This is a genomic window from Maribacter sp. R77961, assembly GCF_044594925.1.
Lineage (GTDB): Bacteria > Bacteroidota > Bacteroidia > Flavobacteriales > Flavobacteriaceae > Maribacter.
Window position 1 is genome coordinate 1075728 of sequence record NZ_CP138991.1, and the last position, 22445, is coordinate 1098172.

General features: G+C 37.1%; 24 protein-coding genes. 8 read left to right on the forward strand and 16 right to left on the reverse strand.

All coding sequences use genetic code 11. The features are described 5' to 3' along the window. The first annotated feature begins 83 nt into the window (after positions 1-83). On the forward strand, positions 84-695 hold the full coding sequence (locus SJY09_RS04635) for a DEAD/DEAH box helicase (protein ID WP_396637795.1): 612 nt from the start codon (positions 84-86) through the stop codon (positions 693-695). Positions 696-765: 70 nt separating this feature from the next. On the opposite strand, the gene SJY09_RS04640 is transcribed toward SJY09_RS04635, so the two are convergent. The 8 genes from SJY09_RS04640 to SJY09_RS04675 all read right to left on the reverse strand — a co-directional run bounded on the left by SJY09_RS04640 (position 766) and on the right by SJY09_RS04675 (position 9746). After that, positions 766-1605: an MORN repeat-containing protein gene (locus tag SJY09_RS04640; protein WP_396637796.1), complete on the reverse strand. Its 840-nt coding sequence runs from the start codon at positions 1603-1605 to the stop codon at positions 766-768. A gap of 35 nt (positions 1606-1640) precedes the next feature. Continuing rightward, positions 1641-2474 carry a DUF2490 domain-containing protein gene (locus tag SJY09_RS04645; RefSeq protein WP_396637797.1) on the reverse strand — a complete coding sequence of 278 codons (834 nt, stop codon included), beginning with the start codon at positions 2472-2474 and terminating at the stop codon, positions 1641-1643. A gap of 3 nt (positions 2475-2477) precedes the next feature. Further along, positions 2478-4433 carry a hypothetical protein gene (locus SJY09_RS04650; RefSeq protein WP_396637798.1) on the reverse strand — a complete coding sequence of 652 codons (1956 nt, stop codon included), beginning with the start codon at positions 4431-4433 and terminating at the stop codon, positions 2478-2480. A gap of 72 nt (positions 4434-4505) precedes the next feature. Beyond that, the gene (locus SJY09_RS04655) at positions 4506-4655 is read right to left on the reverse strand and encodes a LytTR family transcriptional regulator DNA-binding domain-containing protein (RefSeq protein WP_396638596.1); all 150 of its coding nucleotides are present in this window, start codon (positions 4653-4655) and stop codon (positions 4506-4508) included. Positions 4656-4679: 24 nt separating this feature from the next. After that, a complete protein-coding gene (locus tag SJY09_RS04660) occupies positions 4680-5882 on the reverse strand; it encodes a PQQ-dependent sugar dehydrogenase (protein ID WP_396637799.1) in 1203 nt (400 codons plus the stop codon). Beyond that, the gene (locus tag SJY09_RS04665) at positions 5879-6772 is read right to left on the reverse strand and encodes a sugar phosphate isomerase/epimerase family protein (RefSeq protein ID WP_396637800.1); all 894 of its coding nucleotides are present in this window, start codon (positions 6770-6772) and stop codon (positions 5879-5881) included. The genes SJY09_RS04660 and SJY09_RS04665 overlap by 4 nt, the downstream gene beginning before the upstream one ends. A 64-nt stretch (positions 6773-6836) precedes the next feature. After that, positions 6837-8087 (reverse strand): FAD-dependent oxidoreductase, encoded by a 1251-nt coding sequence (locus tag SJY09_RS04670; RefSeq protein ID WP_396637801.1) that lies wholly within the window; start codon positions 8085-8087, stop codon positions 6837-6839. Positions 8088-8192: 105 nt separating this feature from the next. Continuing rightward, complete coding sequence (locus SJY09_RS04675) at positions 8193-9746, reverse strand: DEAD/DEAH box helicase (RefSeq protein ID WP_396637802.1); 1554 nt, start codon at positions 9744-9746, stop codon at positions 8193-8195. Between the two features lie 129 nt (positions 9747-9875). Here SJY09_RS04675 and SJY09_RS04680 point away from each other — a divergent pair, with 129 nt between their 5' ends. Continuing rightward, positions 9876-10454, forward strand: a complete 579-nt coding sequence (locus SJY09_RS04680; protein ID WP_396637803.1) for a pseudouridine synthase — start codon at positions 9876-9878, stop codon at positions 10452-10454. 73 nt (positions 10455-10527) lie between these two features. Here the strand turns inward: SJY09_RS04680 and SJY09_RS04685 are convergent, their stop codons facing one another. Continuing rightward, the gene (locus SJY09_RS04685; protein WP_396637804.1) at positions 10528-11466 is read right to left on the reverse strand and encodes an EamA family transporter; all 939 of its coding nucleotides are present in this window, start codon (positions 11464-11466) and stop codon (positions 10528-10530) included. A 27-nt stretch (positions 11467-11493) separates the two neighbouring features. Next, the gene (locus SJY09_RS04690) at positions 11494-11952 is read right to left on the reverse strand and encodes a cold-shock protein (RefSeq protein WP_396637805.1); all 459 of its coding nucleotides are present in this window, start codon (positions 11950-11952) and stop codon (positions 11494-11496) included. A 298-nt stretch (positions 11953-12250) separates the two neighbouring features. Here SJY09_RS04690 and SJY09_RS04695 point away from each other — a divergent pair, with 298 nt between their 5' ends. Further along, positions 12251-13702: a hypothetical protein gene (locus SJY09_RS04695; RefSeq protein ID WP_396637806.1), complete on the forward strand. Its 1452-nt coding sequence runs from the start codon at positions 12251-12253 to the stop codon at positions 13700-13702. 1369 nt (positions 13703-15071) lie between these two features. Continuing rightward, a complete protein-coding gene (locus tag SJY09_RS04700) occupies positions 15072-15701 on the forward strand; it encodes a GntR family transcriptional regulator (protein WP_396637807.1) in 630 nt (209 codons plus the stop codon). An 11-nt stretch (positions 15702-15712) separates the two neighbouring features. Here SJY09_RS04700 and SJY09_RS04705 read toward each other — a convergent pair whose 3' ends face one another. Further along, complete coding sequence (locus SJY09_RS04705; RefSeq protein ID WP_396637808.1) at positions 15713-16306, reverse strand: hypothetical protein; 594 nt, start codon at positions 16304-16306, stop codon at positions 15713-15715. 3 nt (positions 16307-16309) lie between these two features. Next, entirely contained in the window at positions 16310-16801 is a 492-nt protein-coding gene (locus SJY09_RS04710) for an RNA polymerase sigma factor (RefSeq protein ID WP_396637809.1), read from the reverse strand. A gap of 124 nt (positions 16802-16925) precedes the next feature. Here SJY09_RS04710 and SJY09_RS04715 point away from each other — a divergent pair, with 124 nt between their 5' ends. Continuing rightward, positions 16926-17075, forward strand: a complete 150-nt coding sequence (locus tag SJY09_RS04715) for a hypothetical protein (protein ID WP_396637810.1) — start codon at positions 16926-16928, stop codon at positions 17073-17075. On the opposite strand, the gene SJY09_RS04720 is transcribed toward SJY09_RS04715, so the two are convergent. The 4 genes from SJY09_RS04720 to SJY09_RS04735 are packed head-to-tail and all read right to left on the reverse strand — an operon-like array spanning position 17072 to position 19798. Beyond that, on the reverse strand, positions 17072-17800 hold the full coding sequence (locus SJY09_RS04720; RefSeq protein WP_396637811.1) for an amidohydrolase family protein: 729 nt from the start codon (positions 17798-17800) through the stop codon (positions 17072-17074). The genes SJY09_RS04715 and SJY09_RS04720 overlap by 4 nt on opposite strands. Then, positions 17773-18174, reverse strand: coding sequence for a hypothetical protein (locus tag SJY09_RS04725; protein ID WP_396637812.1), 402 nt, complete (start codon positions 18172-18174; stop codon positions 17773-17775). Before SJY09_RS04725 ends, SJY09_RS04720 begins: the two co-directional genes overlap by 28 nt. Before the next feature lie 5 nt (positions 18175-18179). Next, complete coding sequence (locus SJY09_RS04730) at positions 18180-18791, reverse strand: NTP transferase domain-containing protein (protein WP_396637813.1); 612 nt, start codon at positions 18789-18791, stop codon at positions 18180-18182. Further along, positions 18788-19798, reverse strand: coding sequence for an XdhC family protein (locus tag SJY09_RS04735; RefSeq protein WP_396637814.1), 1011 nt, complete (start codon positions 19796-19798; stop codon positions 18788-18790). Before SJY09_RS04735 ends, SJY09_RS04730 begins: the two co-directional genes overlap by 4 nt. 172 nt (positions 19799-19970) lie before the next feature. On the opposite strand from SJY09_RS04735, the gene SJY09_RS04740 reads away from it, so the two are divergent. The 3 genes from SJY09_RS04740 to SJY09_RS04750 all read left to right on the forward strand — a co-directional run bounded on the left by SJY09_RS04740 (position 19971) and on the right by SJY09_RS04750 (position 22444). Beyond that, positions 19971-21062, forward strand: a complete 1092-nt coding sequence (locus tag SJY09_RS04740; protein WP_396637815.1) for a VWA domain-containing protein — start codon at positions 19971-19973, stop codon at positions 21060-21062. A gap of 206 nt (positions 21063-21268) precedes the next feature. Then, on the forward strand, positions 21269-22096 hold the full coding sequence (locus SJY09_RS04745) for a flagellar motor protein MotB (protein WP_396637816.1): 828 nt from the start codon (positions 21269-21271) through the stop codon (positions 22094-22096). A gap of 180 nt (positions 22097-22276) precedes the next feature. Further along, on the forward strand, positions 22277-22444 hold the full coding sequence (locus tag SJY09_RS04750; protein ID WP_396637817.1) for a hypothetical protein: 168 nt from the start codon (positions 22277-22279) through the stop codon (positions 22442-22444). Position 22445: the final 1 nt, after the last annotated feature.

The window sequence follows — 22445 nt, forward strand, 5'->3', positions numbered from 1 at the left end:
TAGTACCTGTCTAAGAACTTGTCTTTAAGGTATATATTTGTTTTCGGATATAGTAACACGAAACTACTATATATTACAAACATATGCCATTTAAAAAATTACATTCAGAAATTAAAGATGCTTTGGAGCGTTTAGAAATAGACACTCCTACTCCATTTCAAAAGAATGCTATACCTGCAGTTAAAAGTGGTGCGAACGTTTTTTGTGCTTCAGCGATAGGAAATGGAAAAACAACGACCCTTATTCTTACTACCTTACAAAAGCTTAAATGCGAAGCAGTAGGTAATGCCCCTAGAGCAATAGTTTTGGTAGCGAATAAAGAAAGAGCATTAGCCTTGTACGATGCCTTTTTGAATTATACAAAGTATACCAATCTGCGGGTGTATGTAGGTTACGAGGAATTACATATAGATGTGCAGAAGTCAGAAATTTTTGAGGGGATAGATATTCTGATAACCACCCCTAAATCGATGAACAAACTATTCTTGTTAAATGGGGTAAGTACATCACAACTAAAGATTTTTAGTATTGATGATGCTGAATTTTTACTCCAAAAATCGGATAATAACGCCATTCTATCAATTACCCAGAGTATTCTAAAATGTCAATATGTTATCTATTCAGACAAATTACATCCAAAATTGAAACGTTTTGAAAACTACTTTATGGAGCGCGCAAGAACAGTATCTGGATAAATAATTCTCATTATACTCCAGCAAGGAACTATGCCTAAAACGGTTTGCAAAGAGTACTTAAAATTAGCGATTAGCCTTTAGCCTGTTCTTTTAATTTATCGTTCTTCCAAATACCTTTTACGACTTTACCATCTTTACCGTAGAAGGTACCTTGGCCATTACGTTTGTCCTGTTTCCATTGGCCTGTGTATTTTTCACCGTTAGGCCAATAGTAGGTCCCTAGACCATTACGGGTGTCATCCTCATAGGTTCCTTCGTAGCGTTGACCATCTGACCAATAGAAAATACCTTCGCCATGTCGTTTATTACCCCGCCATTCACCTTCGTATCTGCTTCCGGTATCCAATAATGCGATACCAGTGCCATAGGCCATTCCATTTTTTACTTGCCCAACGTAGTGCATTACATTACCTTTCTTACTATTGAAGGTTAAATATTCACCAAAAGATTTTCTACGTAATTGGGCCTGCATGCCTTTGAGTTGCACTTTAGCTTTTTCAAGCGCAAAATTAATGGAATCGTAGCGTCTAATTTCTTGAGGTGTTGCTTTTTCAGAATCAATAGAATCTTTAAGTGCGGGATTAAATGATAAATCCGCCGTATTTTCAGCTTTAAGTTTTTGTAATTTTCTGGCCAAAGCAATTCTCAGTGGTATTACCTTGTTACCATCATCAATAGTCTGCTGGCTATTGCCATAAGAAGCAATCGCCTCATTGTATTTTCCTTCAACCACCATGGAATCTATGCGTAAAAGTTCTTTCTGCATAGCCGTTTGATTATCCAAGGCTATTTTAGCCTTTTCGCTCTCGTTCAATTCTCGTTGTAACCCGTCGGTTTTAAACATAAAGAACACGGCAACTCCTGTAGCTAATATCAGTAAACTATACGGTAGGGCTATTCTTTTTTTCATGGTTCCTTAAATCTACTCTTTAATCTACGGATGTCTTAATCGTTTAGATGTATGGAAGGCAATTTATCCCTAACTTTTCTAAAATCAGGAGAGAAGTACATATGGAATCTTAGGGTCCAGTTTTGTTTATAAATACCTCCATTACTCAATTGCTGTCCTTGGGAATACATGAGTCCCGCAGCAAAAGTAAGTCTTGGCGTAGCAATGTATCCCAATGTAGTGGTTAGACGTAGATCTTCCATAGGACTAGCAACCACAACTTTTCCGCTTTGCATAATGAGTTCTGCTTCTGGGGATACGTAAATCGTTTTGGGCTCTAGTTTATGACTGTTCAACGGAATTTTAGCTCTGAACATGTATCGGTACCGATTTCGGAAGACATACGCGCTGTTCTCCTCAAAACCTTGTGTCCAACGATGTTCTATCCGCAGTCGATGATAGATCATTGCGCTATACAAAGGCATAGCAAACTGGTACTGATGCCAAATACGCCACTCCGGCACCAGATTTCGGTCTTCGGAGGTTTCGTCGGTATTAAAATTCAACCGTAAAACCCCACCCAGGGCAGCATTGATTTTTTTATTATAAATATAACCGATAGCGTGTCTATTGTAAACTTGCGCTACTTGTCCCGCAAAGGGAGTAGCTTCTGTCTCCTGAAACCTAAAATGTGTTTGCGCGATCCAGAACAAACGTTTAGATATCCTAATATTCCCATACGTGTTTACCCATGTTTTTGTTACGGGCTCCTTGTATTTAGATTCTAAGGGTAAGACCTCTTTTTCTTCTTCTTGCCCATTTGAAAATAAGCAAGATCCTAGTAGGAAGACTACCAATAAAGAACCACATCTATTATTCAAATACTTCATTGATTAATTGTCTTTGCCAATTGGATGATTCATAAGTAAGTCCAAAACAGCTTTGGGGTCCGAGGTTCTTTTAAGTTTTCGTTCTAACTTTGATGTCTCTTCCTTTCTTAACAGTAACATTTGTTGGTATGTTCTTTCCATCAATTCACCTAGTTCGTAGGCATTATTACAATTTAGATTCACTTGCACCTCTTCCAAAAAATAAGGGATTAATACCTTTCTATACGCCGTGGTAATTCTTTTCTTGACCTCTTCGTTCATAAGGGTGGCCATAAAAGGATTCCAGATACGGTCTAAATATTCACTTTCTATTTTTTTAGATTGCTCTGGTAAATTACCTACAATTAGGGCTAAGGTTTGCAAATGCCTCATACATGACGAAAGTGCTTTGGCGCTGCTTAATTTAAGTTTTACGTTCTTTTCTGCGGCATACCTGCTTAACCCAGAATCAGAAACCTCGCGGATACTGTTCAGAGCCCTTTTTCCAGCTGCGTTCTGAAGGTTACTTAAGGTGTCAATAGTGGCATTTAATGCCTCATTTTGAGTGATTAGAAGATTTTCTATTGCGATTAATTCCTGCTCTCGTTTATCCTTGGTTAGCTTTTCATTTAAAATATCCGCTACATGTTCCAAGCTGTTTTTAGCATATTCACTCCATTGAAGTACAGCCGACATTGTGTTGGTATTGCCTTCGAAATCAGGTGCTCCCGGTAATCTGAAAGAAGTTTTTTCTAAGGATGAATCGTTTAATTTAATAGTGGTAGCAGGTGGTCCGTTTAACCATGATGTTCGTATCAAGTGCGCTCTTGGTACGTACTCCAAAATTTCATTCTCATAATTGGTGTTAAGTCTATTGAGAGGAAGAAGAAAAGTTTCGGTAATGGCTTCTACTACGGAATATAGGTACAGCGCCTCTTTATCCGATAGTTTTAGAATATTCAGCTGAGAATTATCCAAAAAGGAATTACTGATAATCTCAGCGGATCTATACAGCTTACTAATACTGTCTAACTGGGTTTTTTCTGTTTTATTCAAGGGATAGAAAGGAAGCTTTACTTTGAACTCCGGCAAAAACGCTGCTTCTCCCAAATTGGAAAGTACCGTATCAATCTTTTTGTAATACCCGGTATTCTCATCTAGCAAATTGGTCATTCGCTCCCGAAAGATATTAGTCGTATCTCCAATAGCTTTCTGTAACTGTAGTGCTTCTAGATATCTTTTGTCAAGATTAACGGTTTTAGTAGGTGTAGTAATTGCACCGAATATAGCAATAGTTCTAGGCTTTCCGTTGACTTGAAGTTGAATGGTCTTTAGCACCCCATCATCGAATATCCAACTTTCAGATGCACCAAATTCTTCCGAATCATACAGTGCCCATTCATCGTGAGCCAATCCATTTCTTAAAAATCTACCTACTAAGGTTCTGGTGCTATTCTCAATACTAAAATTACTTTGTGGAATACCCTTATCAAACTCAATTGTACTTTTAAATATGATTTCCTCCACTTCGGAATCAACAATTTTGTTCACCTCATAAGACCATTTACCATCCGGTTTTCCTTGAGCGATGTTTCCCTTGGCCTCTTCTTGTGTTCCACTAATGGCTACTCGGTAGGCATAATCTATGACCTCGGATTGTTTATCTGATTTAAATTCTCCGAATTGAAAAACCCAAGGACCGGTAGGATAATTGTTTTTGAAATTTCCCCTGAATAAAAAGGAGTTGTCTTCTTTTTCCAATAAGGCCTCAAGGCTAGAGCGTTGCATTAGAAAGGCGCCATTTAGAATGGTATCATTATTCTTTACGAAATAATCGAAATCAGCTTTACCCTGATAATCGCCTACTTTAAAAGCTCCATTGTATTGCCGATTTTCTTGAGAAAATAATGCTGACGGTAGCCAAAAAAGACCCAGAAAGAGTAAAACAACAAAAAGTTGCAAATAATTAAACCGTTCCATGCGGCAAAAAAACTAAATAAAATTTAGATGAAGCAGGGTTATCGAGAAAAATTATACCTCATTTATAAACGGTTAGATTTTATCGAGAATCGCTTTTCGATAGGACTTTCCAATTGGAAGTTTTATTTCATTTTCCAATATAATTTGATTTTCATCGATTAATTTCAAGTGACTAAAATGAATAGCATAGGATTTATGTATCCGGATAAAATTAGAGGGTATTTTTTAATACAGATATGTTATGGTTTAATTCACTTGGGCAACCAAAGGCTTTTCGTAGCTGACCCTATAGATGGCATCTCCGTAATCATCTGAAATAAGCATAGAGCCATCTTCTAAAAACAACATATCTACAGGTCTACCAAAACGCTCTTGAGAGGCCTCATCTAACCATCCGTCCAAAAAAGTTTCATAAGCTACTGCCTTGTTGTTCTCAAGTTTAACCATAGCAATTTTATAGCCTACTTTTTCGGATCTGTTCCATGAGCCATGTTCAGCGATAAAGGCATAGTCCTTATACTTCTCCGGAAACATTTTCCCGGTATAAAATTTGACGCCAAGCGGTGCTACATGTGCTCCCAAGGCCTGTACTGGTGCAATAAAATCCGAACAAGGCTTTTGGTTACCGAATTCAGGGTCTTTCACAACACCACCGTGACAATACGGATAGCCAAAATGTTGACCAACTTCTGTTACCCTGTTCAACTCACAAGGCGGGATATCATTTCCGAGCATATCTCTGCCATTATCAGTAAACCATAGCTCTTTAGTATTCGGATGCCATGTAAACCCAACACTATTACGAACACCTTTAGCGTAGATTTCTCTGTCGGTGCCGTCTGGATTCATTCTTGTAATGGTAGCATAACGCTCATCGACCACTGTAGAATCACAAATATTGCAGGGTGCACCTACCGGTACATATAGTTTGTCGTCAGGTCCAAAGGCAATATACTTCCAGCCGTGGTGGAATTTATCCGGGTAGTCATCATAAATAATTTCAGGTTCAGGCAAGCTATCTAGATGAGATTCAATATTCGGAAATTTTAATAAACGACTCACTTCTGCAACATATAGACTCCCATCCTTAAAGGCGATGCCATTAGGGACTTCCATAGTAGTGTCGAGTACTATAGTTCTGTCGGCTACAAAATCATGATCCCTATCCTGAATAGCATAAACCGTATTTTCATTTCTTGTACCTACGAAAAGGGTACCATTATCGCCCATAGCCATGGAACGTGCACCATCAATACTGTCCGCGTAGACCTCTATCTTGAAACCATCCGGGAGTCTTAATTTATCGATAGGGAGTAATGACGATGGCTCATCATATTGAACAAGGGGTTTGCTCTCCGCTTCATTCGATGATTTCTCCTTACAAGATTGTCCAAGTAATAAAATAGTTAGTAGTACTAGGGCAGGTATGTTGAATTTCATATTTTTCATAAGTATCGTTGTAATTTTTCTTTAAAATAAATAGCGCTATCGGTAATACTCTGCATATCGTTTATTGCAAAATTACCCCCTTGTTCCAGATAATAGAAATCTAAAGCACTTTTATCGAGTTTTGGGAGTAGTTGTTTATAATCAATTGAACCGTTACCCAGTTCACTATAATCCCGGGTAATTTTGTCCATATCCTTAATATGCCACATAACAAAACGCTCTGGCGCCATGGCGATTAATTCTTGAGGCGTCTTCTCAGAAGAATGTACCGCCCAATAAAGGTCTAACTGTAGTTTTACCAGGGATGCATCCGTCTCTGTTATAATACGTTCGTAACCTGTTTTACCATCGTAGGTTGCGAATTCAAAATCATGGTTGTGATAGGCAAAACCAAGTCCGGCTTTAGTGATTCGTTCTCCAATATGGTTTAAAAGCTCCGGAAGTTTTTTAAAAGTTTTTTCCGTTCGCTGCTTGGGTGCCATCCATGGCCAAGTAATATAACTATGCTCAAGCGTGTCAGCACCTTTAATACAGGCATCTATGTATTTGTTCAAATCATCTGTTGATGCCTCTAAATAGTCAGAAAATCCATAGTGACAGCTAGAAGAACTCAAACCTAAATCGCCTAATAAGTTATTAAACTCCCGGGCTTCATGACCGTAATACCTCGTGTTTTCTGCGTCAAAACCATATAATTCAAGATCTTCATATCCAAGGGACTTTACCGTTTTAAGACTTCCGATAAGGTCTTTTTTTAGTGCATCTCTAATACTAAAAGCCTGTAAACCTAATTTATAGTTTTTCTTATCGTCCATAGAAAAGAGAGGTTTAGGAAGCAATGCAATTGCAAGACCTGTAGCCGTATGCTTTGTAAATGTTCTTCTATTCATAAGTCTCAGATATACGCTTTAAGACCGTGTTCTTTGTCAAATATAAGTCTAATATCAATTTCTTTTAAAGGCTTTTTCCTTTCGCCACCTCTAGCAACCCTAAAGCCGCGTTTTCACCACTAAGCATGGCAGCATTTAAAGAACCATTTACAAGATAATCTCCTGCTAAAAAAAGAGTATCTGTTAATCTCGTTTCCGTAGGGGATATACTGGCAGCAATATTAGTTAAATCTGGAAGCGCTTTGGGGATGTTATATGTTTTAAGATAGTTGGCATTCTTTATATCGCATGCTGTTTGTAATTCAGTTTTAACCTGTGTTATTAATTCTGACTCTGTAAAATTATGGTCTTTTACCACAGTAACCGATAGGAGTTCGTCCGGGCCGGAGTTTTTGGTGCTTAGCGTGTTATGAAAAAAGATATTATTTATAAACGAGTCTTTTTTAGGAACCAATCCGATGAGCGGTCTTGAATCCTTATTCTTTGGGACCGTAAAATATAAGGTTTGACAAGATTTCCATTGTACCTTTTGGTTACGCATGTTTTTCACTAGTGCAGAACTTTCGGTGGCTATAATAGTGTAGTCTATTCTTTTAGTACTACCATCTTTAAATAGGAGTTTGCCATCTTCGCAGCTTTCCAAGGTCGTATTAAAGATAATTTTAGTTCTCTTCAGGTTTTGGGCCAACTGTTGCGGAATAGCGCCAATACCAGCTTTTGGTAATGTTGCATTACCCATACCGAACATCTTATAAACAAATTGAAACATTCTGGAAGAGGTACGCAATTCTTCCTCTAAGAATATTCCTGTAAAAAAAGGGTTAAAAAAGGAGGAAATGATTTCATCGCTAAACCCCCTATTTTTCAGATAGGCCATGGTGGTAATCTCCGTATCCTTGAAAATAGCTTCAATAGATTTCTTTTTGAGTTCAGTATTTAATTTAAGGATATGATATTTATCGGATAAACTGCCTATCCCCGAAGTTAGCGTAGGAAAAAGTAAAGACAGCTTTCTTAAAGGATCTCCAATAACGACTTTTTTTCCTTTTGCATAAATAGCGGCTCCTGGTAGAAATTTTTGAAGTTCTAAATCTTTATAATCTAAGTATTTATTTGCCATTGGATAGGCATCTAGCAAAACTTGAAAACCATGGTCTAGTTGATAACCATCCATTAGGTCGGTCTTTACACGACCACCTACTCTATCCGTCTTCTCATAGATAATAGGTTCAAAACCATTGTTTTCTAATACCTGGGCGGCGATTAATCCACTTACACCAGCACCAATTATAGCAATTTTCAAGTCCTTTTCCATACTTGTAAAAATAGGAAATGAATAGTATAGGATGTACAAATTCTAACAGATAAAAAGAAGTTTTCTATCCGTAACTAAAACGATTCTAGGAAAGAATTCGGTTTTTTAGTCCTCTGGAGGAAAGCCATTGATATCTTCGAATACCCTATCGAAATTCTCACGCAAGTAGGCATTCAGTTTTTTCTGGTAATCTAGTTTTAGCCAACTTATAAAATTATAAGTACTCTTGCTGATGCATTTACCATAAACCTGAATTCTGTTATCTATGTCTTCTTTAAGCAGTTTTGCTAAAGCAATGGCATCGTAGACATCTTCACTGTTTTCAATGCAGATATAGGCGTGCTGGGCAATAGATTTCTCTAAAACTACTTTAGAACTTTCACCGGAGAAGGTTGCATCTTTATAAGTGGCCTTAATATCAAAATAGGTGTTTTCCGATTTTGCGAATTCTTCTTTAATTTCCTCCGAAAGGTCATGTTTAAAAGTACCTTCTATCTCTTCATCGTCCTTAATACGGTCCATGTAGAAGTTCGGCGATTTAAAGATAGCATTCCAATCCAAATCAGCACCCCAGGGACCAAAGCGATACATATTATTACCGAGGTCGATTACAGTGAATTTTGACTTATTGTTGAGTACACGAGAACCTCTTCCTATCATCTGATAATATAAGGTCAAAGATTTGGTGGCCCTATTCAAGATAATAGTATCTATCGTAGGCTCATCAAATCCCGTAGTTAATATACTTACGGAAGTAAGAATGGCATCCGGGGTTTCCTTAAACCATTGGAGTATTTGCTTTCGCTGCTTTTTTGTAGCGGTATTATCCAAGTGCATTATAGGCAGGCCGGCATTTTTAAAAGTGTAGTATACCTGAACGGAAGTCTCTATACCATTGTTGAATATCAAGGTTTTCTTTCCTTTGGAGTGCTTGGTATAGGCTTCTAAGAGCTTGTTCAACATTGAAGCGCTCGTATAGAGGTCCGATGATGATTTTACGGTATAATCACCATTAGAACCTACTTCTAACGAGGTTAGTCCCATATCATATTGATAGGTTTCCGCTCTTGCCAAAAAGTCGTTCGCTATTAAATTTTCAATAGATTCTCCTGCGATTAGTTCATCATAATTGCCGTTCATGGGCAAATCTTTATTAGAACTTAATGGTGTAGCGGTGACACCTAAAATAAAAGAGTTTTCAAAGAACTTGAATAACTTGGTAAAAGAATTATAGTGGGCCTCATCAATGATAACAAGACCAACATCAGAAATATCGAGCTTATCATCATTTAATCTATTATTTAAGGTTTCGACCATGGCAACGAAACAGGTATACTCCTCTTGATCATCCAGATTGGCCTTACTGTTCACGACTTTGTTGGTGACACCGAATTCGGTCAACATGTTAGAGGTTTGGTTACAAAGCTCTACCCTGTGGGTCATCACCAATACTTTTTTAGCGTGATTTTTAAGGTATTGCCTTACGATTTCTGAAAAGATAACCGTTTTACCACCACCAGTTGGTAGCTGATATAATAGATGATAATCTTCCCGTTCATTATCGAATTTTTCAAATATTTGTTGGATAGCACCTTGTTGGTAGCTGTATAACTCTTTATCCGTCTTTTTGTCCTGTAATTCGATTACCGTCTCTTGCATACTATCTTTTTTCGGGAGCCTGCAAAGGTACGATGTTTCATAGGGTTTTACTAATCATTAGGTTAAAAAGGGTATCTTTCCGACCAATGAAACGATCGCTACAGATTTCTTCTTTTTTCTTTAACTAAAATGAGTATATCCACACATTTCAAATTATATAAACCAGTGGGAATGTTAAGTCAGCTAAGATCCGGAGAAGAAAGACAAGTTCGAAAGAAAAAATTCCTTGGAGAGCTCTATAATTTTCCGTCAGAAATTATGCCTATTGGTCGTTTAGACGAAAAGTCCGAGGGTTTACTATTAATGACAACAGATGGAAAATTAAGTAACCATATTAATCATTCCGATATAGAAAAAGAGTATTACGCCCAATTGGATGGTGCTATAACCAAAGAAGCGATAGCGCAAATAAGTAATGGCGTGTCCATTGGATTATTTGGTGAAAGTTATAGGACAAAGCCTTGTGCAGTAAGGGTATTAGGTACACCACCAATGTTGCCCAAAGCTGATAAAAAATTAAGGATTGGGGTTCATAGACCAACTTCATGGATCAGCATTACCTTAACAGAAGGGAAATTTAGGCAAGTCCGCAAAATGACGGCAGCAGTGGGTTTCCCAACTATACGTCTTGTAAGAGTGCGCATAGGAAGTATTGGAATTGAGGAAATGAAGGTTGGAGATGTACTGCCTATTGTATTAAGTTTTTAAGATTTATTATGGGAACATGGGAACTAAAACAGTCTTAAAAATGCAGCGAACTTTGCAGAATCTTACTTTAGATTTAATCGCCAGACACCTGTTTAGAGGAGAAACGAGAAAATAGGGTGAGCTTCTTTTTGGTATTGATAAAGTAGACCCCCGTTAATAAAACAATGGCGGCGATTACCGACTGTGCGGTAATTTCTTCATTCAAAAAATACCAGCCAAGTAGCATGGCTATAATAGGATTAACGTAGGAAGAAGTAGCTACCTTCTCTGGCGAAACCACCTGTAGTAGGTAATTAAAAGCTGTAAAAGCGACAATACTACCAAACACGATAAGCAATAGCATTGACCATAATACGGGAAGACTCCATTCTGTAGGAGAAATCCATTGCTCTCCAATTACTGAACTTATCAGAAACATAGAAATACCACCAGTAATCATTTGATAACCTGTATTTACAAAATAGTTTGGGGGTAAGTCGGCCTTTCCCACAAATAAACTACCATAGGCCCAGCTCAACATACAAGCGAAAATCAAAACCATTCCCAGTAAGGCACCTTCTTGGCTTATTATTTGTTTTTGACTTACCAAAAGATAGATACCGATTATTCCTAACAGAACACCGACAATTGACATGGGCTGAATCCTTTTTCCCTGTAGTATGCGCATCAAGAGCAACACCACCAAAGGCTGGGCTGAAACTTCCAATGCGGCAAAACCACTATCTACAAACTGTAGGGCCCAAACCACAACGCCGTTACCAAAGGTCAGGAATAAAAAACCTGCTTTTAGGGTATTTACAAACTGTTTTTTTGTGATTTTTAATGGAAGTCCTAAGACTTTGGAAATGATAAATATTAATAATCCGGCCATAACGAATCGCATACCTGCTAACATAAAAGCAGGCAGTTCCGTTACAGCAATTTTATTAAGCAAATAGGTAGAACCCCAAATAACGTAAATAGCAAAAAACGCCAATACAATTAAACCCGTGTTACGTTTGGCTACCGTCAAATTAGATACTAAAAGTGTGTAGAGCGGTTAGATTTTCTTAACCCGAACAGCATTCATTCCTTTCATCCCTTTTTCAAGTTCATAAGAAACGTTATCATTCTCAAAGATTTCATCAATAAGACCACTTACGTGAACGAAGTACTTCTCATTGTTTTCAGCATCGATTATAAAACCAAAACCTTTTGAAGAATCAAAAAATGAAACTTTTCCTTTACGAATAGGGTCAAAAGCTTCCTCTTCACCGGGAACTTTCTTAGGTATACCCAAAACAATATCCTCTGCCTCTATTTCAACTTTCATTGAAGGGTCTGGTGGGGTATCTACCAAATTTCCATTAAAATCTACATAAGCCAAAGGAATACCGGAAGTTCCGTTCTCTTTAGCCTCTGCTTTCCGAGCAAGCATTTTCTTTCGCTTCTCTTCACGTTTTTTTAAACGTTTTTTTTCTTTTTCAGTTTTATTAAATGTCTGTTGCGATTTTGCCATTGATAATTTTAAAATATTATAATTGTTATATCTGAACTATAGCATTATAAAGGAACTTGAATAAAAATATACAGCAATATGAGGTACTAAATCTTGCTCTTTTTTAAGGAAGTAACATCTAATTACTAAACTATCAGAATCCCTACAAAGATAAGATTTGTATTTTAATTTTCAAGTAAGATAGAAAGCAAGTATTTGACAAGGGCCATTTGTCGACAAAAATGACCATCTAACCGTTTATGCCTTATTATAAAATAGCATTAATTACCTTTAAGGATTATACTTTTTTAATTCAAAAATGAAACATAAATTTCATATTCAATTCTTTTTAATAAGTGTGTTATTACTAGCTTCCTGCTCTAGTGAAAATTTAGCGGAAGAATTAGAAATTATAGAGGAGCCAGAAGTAATAGAAGAACCCCAACCCATAATTATAAGAACAACTGCAATACCAGAATCCGCACAACGACCTGGAAATGCTTCCGCAGGTGAAACCTACATGTTCACAGGCGATTATATGAGCTCGGGTATTCCCTATGATGCATGGGTTTTTGGGAATGGAGAGGATAATTCCAATGTTCTAAATAGAACTGGTGATAATGCCGTAATTTCTTATGATAATACCGCCTTTACTACGAAAAATGGTGTTAGGGCAGTAGCTCCAAATTGTCTAAATTGCCATTCTTCTTTTATAAATGATTCTTATGTTATTGGATTAGGACAGCATGATGGCGATTACACTGGTAATAGGGCAGATAATGTGCCGCTACTAACGGCTGCAATTAACTCCATATATGGTTCGGATAGTCCTGAAGCGATTTCCTACGCCCAATTTTCAAAGAGTATATTGGCCATAGGTCCAAAGACATTAACAAAAAGTAGGGGTGTAAATCCAGCGAACAAAATTACGGAGGTCTTGATATCGCATAGAGATAAGAATACTTTGGAGTGGCAAGAAGAGCCCTTGATTGAACTCAATGACGAAGTATTGCCCACCGATGTACCCGCTTGGTGGCTGTTAAAAAAGAAAAACGCCATGTTCTATACCGGTATGGGCAGAATGGATTTTTGTAAGTCGTTTATTGGAGCAAGCCTCTTAACCATTGATGGTACTGAAAAAGCTATTGAGGTAGATGAGAAGGTAGAAGATATTCTGGCTTATATTTATAGTTTAGAGGCTCCGGAATATCCCTTTGAGATAGATACCAATTTGGCAGGGCAAGGAAAAGTAATTTTTGAAAATACCTGTTCCTCCTGTCATGGTACTTACGGAGCGCAAGAATCGTATCCAAATTTCCTAGTCGCTTTGGAAAGTATTCAGACAGACCCAGAGCTTTCTAATCATTACAATACCCCTTCTGAATTAAACACTTATTTCTTGGATTGGTTCAATAATGGATGGTTCGGTACATTTGGTAGTCCTTTGGAAATAGTTCCAGAAGGCGGCTATATTGCACCTCCACTGGATGGTGTTTGGGCCACAGCGCCTTACCTACATAATGGTTCGGTTCCCACCTTATTGGATATGCTGAATAGTAAAGCGAGACCTGAGTTTTGGAAACGTTCTTTTGATAATGCGGATTATGACACTTCAAAAGTTGGTTGGAATTATACTGTAGAAAATGGTCAATCAGATAAGAATACATACAATACCAACCTAAAAGGTTATGGCAATGGCGGGCATATCTTTGGTGATGAATTAACCAATGCTGAAAGAATGGCCGTGTTAGAATATTTAAAAACATTATAGCCTTATATACTTCACTATTTCATGTCTTGAGCCTACTATTCTAGATATTGATTCTAGAGAAGTAATCTGTTATTGCTTACTACATTTCATAAACTTCCTCTAATTTATGACACACCTAATTATAAGGATAGGAGAATTAGCATCATAAATTATTCACTAAAAAAATCGAGGTTCATTTACCGACCAAAACAAGATATTTCCTTTCAAAAGAAAACGATAATCTACCTAAGAAAACTTCCTAACTAAATCAAAACCACTTTTTTGTAATTCACAAGAATATATTTAAATAATTAAAAATCAGTTATTTATATCTTTTTTAAAGAAGTAAAAGTGTTAAATATTATTAAAAATAGTACCTTTTATAACATAGTACTGTAACAAAAGTAATTTATGCTCGTCTATTAGACATAAGCAAAACAATAACAATCATCAATCAATTTTAATCAATCATCAAAAAACGAACATCATGAGAACTTTCAACAGACAATCACCGACGGAATCTAGAAGACATTCTTTCTTTTCTAATTTCAGGAACAGTAAACGCGTACAATGGGCAGAGGTCAGGAACCATATGCACTAATCAAAGAACATCATCAATCAATTTTCATCAATCATCAAAAAACGAACATCATGAGAACTTTTAACAGACAATCACCGACGGAATCTAGAAGACATTCTTTCTTTTCTAATTTCAGGAACAGTAAACGCGTACAATGGGCAGAGGTCAGGAACCATATGCACTAATCAAAACATCATCAATCAATTTTCATCAATCATCAAAAAACGAACATCATGAGAACTTTTAACAGACAATCACCGACGGAATCTAGAAGACATTCTTTCTTTTCTAATTTCAGGAACAGTAAACGCGTACAATGGGCAGAGGTCAGGAACCATATGTACTAATCAAAGAACATCATCAATCAATAAAAATCGGGGTTATGAAACATTACAGAAGCTTATCCCCAACGACATCAAAAAAATTCGCTTTTTTTACAAGTAATTCAGGTAGTAAGCGAATACGTTGGGAACGGAGAAGGGAATTTACTTCCTGATGAAGTGGCAGTTAAGCCATAAAGGATATGACTTAATCAATCATATCCTTTTTTATTCTCTATTGGGTTAATACCTCAAGGCTTGCCTCGCCTATAACATCAAAGTTTGCAAATGAATTCGTTAACAATGCCTCGGGGCTTGCTCCGGGGATTATTTCTTGGGTTGATTTTAGCAATCCAGCACTGCTGATACCTTAGAACGCGATTAATTTTAGAAGATTTTTTTTGGTTTAATATCTTCTTCTAAACTAGTTTAGACGCTTAACAATAAAATATACTATTTCTAGTTTAAATCGTATACGATATACGATTATATGTTAAGGAAAGTAAATTTAAGGGCACAAGTAAGGGATCATCTCCTAAACCAAATGGTAAAAGGCAAGCTTCAAATAGGTAAAACCCTAAATTTAGCAGCACTATCAAGAGAATTGAATGTCAGCGTTACTCCGATTCGTGAAGCATTGACCCAATTACAGCAGGCCAATATTATTAAGGCCGTACCCAATAGAGGTTTCATTATAGCTGAGTTAGATGTAAAGGAGGCCGAAGACTTGTATAATCTCGTAGCCAGTTTAGAGGTCATGGCCATTGAAAACACAGAATTCGACACGCAGGATATTGAAGCCCTTAAGCTACAGCAGCAGGTTTTTGAAGAAGCAAAGGATGCACTGTCTCGCATACAGGCAGACTTAGAGTTTCATAGGTTGCTGACCAAAGGGTACGAAAACGACTTGGCTTTGCAGATTTTAAGCGATTTGAAAACACGCATATTCTTTTATGAAAGGGCATTTATGACAGATGATTCTTTTTACAATAAATCTGACAATCAACACGATGCCATAATTTCTGCCATTGCGGATGACAATGTCCCTACCGCTTCCCTCCTACTTAAAATGAATTGGATGCTGATTTTGAATTACATTCAAAAAAAGCTTACGGAATAAGTTGCCCCAAGTTATTCCAGGTCTTTGATCAGTTGTTCCGCAGCATTGGTTATGCGCTTGTAATGACCATAACCCCAATAGGTGAAAAACACCATAAAAACAGACATTACGGCAAGTTTCCAAAATAAATTCGAAGGCTCCAAAAAAAGATTTCTACCATTAAAAATCTTAGCTACAGCTGGTAAAAAAGCAGCTATATATAGTATAGAGGCGTAACTACCATAGCGTTGTATTTTAAGCAAGTTTGTTTTTGCTTTGGTGTATTTCAGAAGCGCCTCTTTATAGTTTAGATAAACAATGTCTAACTGTCGTATCTTCTTAAGGGCACCAAGTACAAGAATGGGCATAATCACGCTAAATAAAACGGCAAACAATCCACACGCCAATAAATACCAAGTATCTAACTTTTGAATATTCAACGCTATGAATACAGCGGACGCGACACACACCAAGGTACCCGCTTTTTCATAATTGGTTATAGTTCTAAATTTGGCATTATACTTTTCTTTTGTCATATCCATAATAAGTGTATTCGTAAGTTCTTTTTGTTTTTCTAGTTCGTTGCTCATCTGAGTCCAAGCTGCTTGTAATTCTTCTAGTTCCATGAGTTATGATTTTGTCATGTTAGTTCTTAGTTTCGATTTAATCCGAGAGATTTTTGTACCGATGTTAGAATCGCTTAACCCGGTTATTTCTGCCATCTCCTTATAACTTTTCCCCTCTAGTAACAATAACATTAGTCCTTTTTCTAAGGAGTTTAAGTGTTGTATGTGCTGGTATAACTGTTTTAAACGCTCTTCGTAAACTTCATCTGAAACTTCACTGCTACCAATGATCGCCTCGGATATGGGAATGGAGTTTAAATTTTTCCGTTTCGATTTTTTTAAATAGGTAATTGCGGTGTTCATTCCTACACGATACATCCAAGTAGTGATTTTCGATTCATTTCTGAACGAATCAAAATACTTCCATAGTTGGTAGACTATTTCTTGGAAGAGGTCCTCTTGGTCTTGCTTCGTATTTGTATAAATTGAAGCTACCTTATAAATTAGTCCCTGATGCTCACGTATTAATTTCGAAAATGCTATTTCTTTAGCCATTTGGCTTCGTTGGTTTTCTTATTGGTATACATCACATTAAAAAAATCACAGAAAAGCATAAAATTTTCATGCTTGCTGATACAACAAGCTGAAATATAGACCGTTTTAAGCATAAAATAATCGTATGCAGTTTTTAAACAAGGAAATTGAGGCATTGACCAAGAAGAAAAAATCCAAGTCGCTGGTTAAGCAAGAACTATCCTGTGGTATTTTTCAAGATATAGAAGGTCTTGTCAATGGCTCCAAAGAAAAAGAGTCGAGTCATAAGAGTTAGTTCTCGAAAAGCGACTTATCTAGTCCAGGTATCAAATTCAATGCATTCTTATAATATACTTTTTTAAGTACTTCGTCCGGTAAGTTTAAACCGTACATAGCCCAGAAAGCATGATACTTTTTATAGTAGGGAAAATACTCGTCATTACTTTCCAGCACTCTGAAATAGGTAGGAAACTCCTCGGGTCTCCAACTATCCTTTCCAAAAAGAATTCTATCCTGATATTTTATAAAAAAAGCGCGTGCGTTTTGTGGTTGTCTTCCAAGCTCCGCAATTACGGCGGCAATACCCACATTCATATTGGGGATGGCATCGAGCAATTTACCTAGTTTTTTCAGATTATTTGCGTACCAACCCATATGTGCATTTATGAATTTTGTTTTTGGATGTCTTTTAAAAACGTTGTGCTGTTCTTGAATTATTTGTTCCCAAGGAGCAGGGTTCGTTTCGGAACGTTTTCTCCGGGGATGCGTTTTTAGTTCTAACCAGCGCTCATTATCGCTGTTCATGTCATCCCAGAAAGATTTAGGATCTGCCGCATGAATAAGTACGGGCACACCCATTTCCGCACATTTGGCCCATATGGGGTCCAAACGCGTATCATCTATTGCCAATCGTTCGCCCTTTGCATCTTTGTAACGTAGACCCAAACTTTTAAAAATTTTAAGTCCCTTAGCACCGTTTTTAATATCCTGTTCTAGTTGTAGTGCGGCTCTCTCCCCCAATCGGCCCCATCAACATTAGAAAAATCAACATTGGCGAATACAACGAATCGGTTTGGAAAACTTTCGTTAATGTTATCTATTTTAGCCTTTAGGCTTGCACCAGAACCACCACTAAGGTTTACCATGATACCTTCGTTTAAAGATTCCATATCCTTCAACAAGGAAGTTAATTTGCCAACGGACATATCACGTTGATGGCTATGCACATCGATAAAAGGAAATTTAGCTTGCTTTATCTCTTTACCCGGCACAATCAAGGTAGATTTAGGATTATACTCTTCAAAACTCATCTCTTGTCCCACAGAAGCGAAAACTGCAGACATAAAGACTATAACGAAAAGGTTCGTATTTTTTGAAAAAGTGTTTTTAGTCATTTGTGTTAATTATACTGTTCGTAAAGCTTTTGATACACATCAGGAGTGTCTATATCAACAATTTTGCTCCCTGCATCAAAGATATGAATTGCCTTTTTATCTCTGTCCAATATGTTCTTAGCGCCGTTATCCGAATCTAAAAGTCTTAATTCCGGTAAAACGTTACGCCTAAAAATAGCTGGAACGCCTGCTTTTTTTCCATATTTAGTGGCGACTATAGGGTTATGGTGTAATTTAAATTCGCGTATCAACTGACGATAATAAGTACTGTCCAGTAAAGGCTGATCTGCTAAACAGACTAGAATGCCTTCATAATCTTCATTCTTATCCAGTATATGGGCAACACCACAAGAAATGCTATTACCGAGGCCTTTTTTCCAATGCTTATTCTGAATGGTGGTTACAGGAATGGATACAAAGTCTATTTCTTTTAAAATAAGCTCATAATTAGCACCAAGTACTACATATAAATGTTCTTTTTGAACTTTCCGTAAGGTTTTAAGGGTGTGCTGCAATAGGTTGGAACCTTTCCAAGGGAGTAACTGTTTTATAGTCTTCATACGACTAGCACTACCCGCTGCCATTAACAATATCGCTATTTTAGGTTCATCTTTCAATTATGAATACCTTTTTGTTTGTCCTTCAACAGCATTGGTTCTTGATTTCTTGTAACGGCCAAAATTTCAGAAAGTATGGCTATAGCAATTTCTTGGGGAGTTTCCGCTCCTATGTTGAGTCCGGCAGGCCCATGAATGGTCTCGAAAAAGTCATAATCCTCATCAGGATATAGATCAATATACTCACCAAATAACTTTTCTCTTCTTTTTGAAGGCCCTAAAAGCCCAAAATACATGGGGCTGCTATTTCTAAGGGCAAACAGATATTTTAAATCCTTTACATAACTATGGGTCATCAAAACCACTGCGGTCTGTTCATCTATTTGTGCCGCGGGTATTTCAAAAGGGTCCGTATTCCATAAAATATCAATACCTGGAAAATCGGCTTTGGTCTTTTCTTCCGTAGGAACAGTGCATACCGTTACTTCCCAACCCATTTGCAGGGCCAACTGAGAAAGTTGTACTGCATCATGCTCGCCTCCTACGATCACTAATTTATGACAGGGGTGCATGACTTGTTCAAATAGTTCTAATGTAGCTTCTTTTAGATAATTTGGCTGAAGATGATGCTCATTTCCAGCAATAATAAATGTAGAACCTAAATTATGATATTCGCCATATTCCTTAGCATACTGCGATAGCAAGGTGAACATTCTCCTTTCCTCAATTGCATTGTCAAAAGCATTTAGCAGTGCATTATTAGGTTTAAATGGTTCCAATAAGATATAAAGAATACCTTCACAGCCTAGTCTAAACCTGCCGTCATAGGTCATCATTTTAGGACTACCAGTTTTAAATACAGAACTGGCTTGAAAAACGACTTCCTTTTCAACACAACCGCCACTCACGGCCCCAGTTAGTTCCCCGTTTTCACAAATAAGCATTCGCACACCGGGTCTTCGGTAAGATGAGCCGTCCAAAGCGACCACGGTAGCAAGTACGCATTGCAGGGCTTTTTCTTTGTAAAGGAGGTGCTGCTTAACTATTTTCTTTAATTCGTGAGTCATGGATATCCTTCTGCTGGAATTGAGGTTGGTACAGAACTGAAAATTACCTATTTCCTATAGGTTTCTAGAGCCTAATTCTGCTACTTTAACAATGTTTAACATATTTTTTGAAATCACCCATAATTTCTAACCAGAAAGACCGTTCTGCTTGTTGAACCCAAAATATATGTTTATGAAATTATTTTTGAAGACCTTTGGATTTGCTTTTTTCCTAGCGCTATTTGTTTCATGTGGAAATGCCGATGACGATGTAAATCTAAATTTGAATTTTGGTGACGGTCTTGGTAAAGGAGTTCCTGTTGACGATTGCTTAGGACTAGAAGAAGGTGAATTGGTTTTGTCCATTCAAGAAGAGTTTACCACTTTGCCTGGAAAAGTATCTATTTTCTTTAGAGTTTCCGATACCAACGGAAATCCCGTACCAGGCTTAAATGCCGATCAGTTTACAATTTATGAACAAGGAAGAAACGATGATTGTTTCAATACTATTTCTACATCGGAATCTTTTGCGCGAATCTCTCCAAATGCCCAGATATTCAGTAATAACACACTTTTGGTACTCGATTTAAGTAATAGTGTTCTGGACAGTAGTCTGGAAGAGTTAAAAATTGCAAGTACAAGTTTTATCAATAATGTAATGCCTGCAACGGCCCAAGAATCTTTCCAAATGGCAATTTATTGGTTCGATGGTGAGGACAAGTTGCATTTATTGAACGAGCTGACACCTTCAAGACAGGATTTAATCACTGCAATTGATGGTATAACGGATGATATTAGCGCCGACCCCTCTACGGATTTATACGGTGCGGTCATAAAATCTACCGATATTGCTTCTAACCTAATAAGAGAAACCACTACTGGTGGAAAAATTGGGGCGGCCTCTGTTGTTATTTTCACGGATGGTACCGACCAAGCCTCTCGATTTACGAAGGATGCCGCTTTGAAAAAGGTAACGGATGCAGATTCCAATATTTCATTTTTTAGTATTGGTTTGGGTAGTGAAATAGATACAGAAGTATTAACGGAAATCGGTAAAACAGCTTCTGTCTTTGCAACGAATAAAGAAGAATTAGAAGAAACCTTTAACGATATTTCTGAAAAGATATCCGAACGTGCCAACAGTTTTTATCTGTTTGAATATTGTAGCCCCAAAAGAGATGGTAGTGGTGTTAATAATTTAGCCATTCAAGTAAATACCGGGTCAAGAGAAGGAGCGGTACAGACCAAGTTCGATGCAAAAGGATTTGAAGGTGGCTGCCAGTAAGAACAAATCCTATTACGATATAAAAGACGCTAATCAGCGTCTTTTTTTATGAATTTTATTTAACGGAATAAAAGATTGAATGCCAATCCCTTAGTGGTTATTAAAGCTTTGGGTTTCTATGGATCATCAAAAGAAAAACATCCGTTTATCGATTTTCCCCGTAAATGTTACTGATAACACTAATATTAATTTAAAGAATAATTAAAATGAAAAGATTATCAGTAGTTGGAATACTTTCTATTGCACTTTTAACTTCATGTGTTTCAAAAAAGAAATATGTTGCTTTGGAAGATAACCTAGCACAAACACAAAGCATGTTGACCAAGACACAGGTTGAAAAAGAAGATTTGGAAACAAAATTTTCTAAGATTGAAGCACGTGTTGCGGAGTACAACTCTAAAATAAACTCGCTAAAGGAAATGAATGACAGTCAATACACATCCGTAGACGATGTCGCTGTTATGAGTAACAATACCAAAGCGAATATGCGTAAGACTTTAGAAAAAGTGGATGCATCAAAATTGGCAGCAGCTAAAACCTTGCAAGATTCTATGAACTTGGCGGTTTCTTATAAATTAAAGCAATCTATTTCTGATAACGATGAGGACGTAGAAGTAAGTATTGACAAAACTGTAGTTATGATCAATATTTCAGATGAGTTATTATTCAATACTGCCAGTTATAGAGTAAGTAACAAAGCGGAAAAAATCTTGAACAAATTGGCAGAGGTGATTAAATCTGAGCCAAGTATGGAAGTCATGGTAGAGGGCCATACCGATTCTAGAACTATAAATACACCAATGGTTACGGATAACTGGGATCTTAGTGTAAAAAGAGCGACGTCCATAGTAAGGGAGTTACAGACCAAATATGATGTAGACCCAACGCAATTGATTGCAGCGGGAAGAAGTAGCTACATCCCTTTAGTAGCCAACGATTCCAAAGAAAATATGGCTAAGAACAGAAGAACCAAAATAGTTATCCTTCCAAACTTGGATAAATTCTTTGCTTTATTGGACACGGCCAGTCTATAGGTTTAATAGAAAAACATAAATATGATCAGGGAGGCTATTGCCTCCCTTTTTTTGTTTTATATCAATAAACAGTAGGGTTTTTGGATTAATAATTGTTTCCTTACTAGAACAACCCCAAATAGTACACAACGAATCACATCCTAGAAAAACAAATGCTATTGAATTTAAAAAAGAAAAATTATGGATGTCATCAACGAAATTATACAGAAAAGCGCCCTTGGAGTGTTGTCCAACGGATATAAAAGTCTAGTCTTGATTTTATTTTCAACCATTGTCACCACATTAGTGGTTATGCTGGTACTCCTATTAAAATATGGCCCACATATCAATGTACAGTTCGGATATTAAT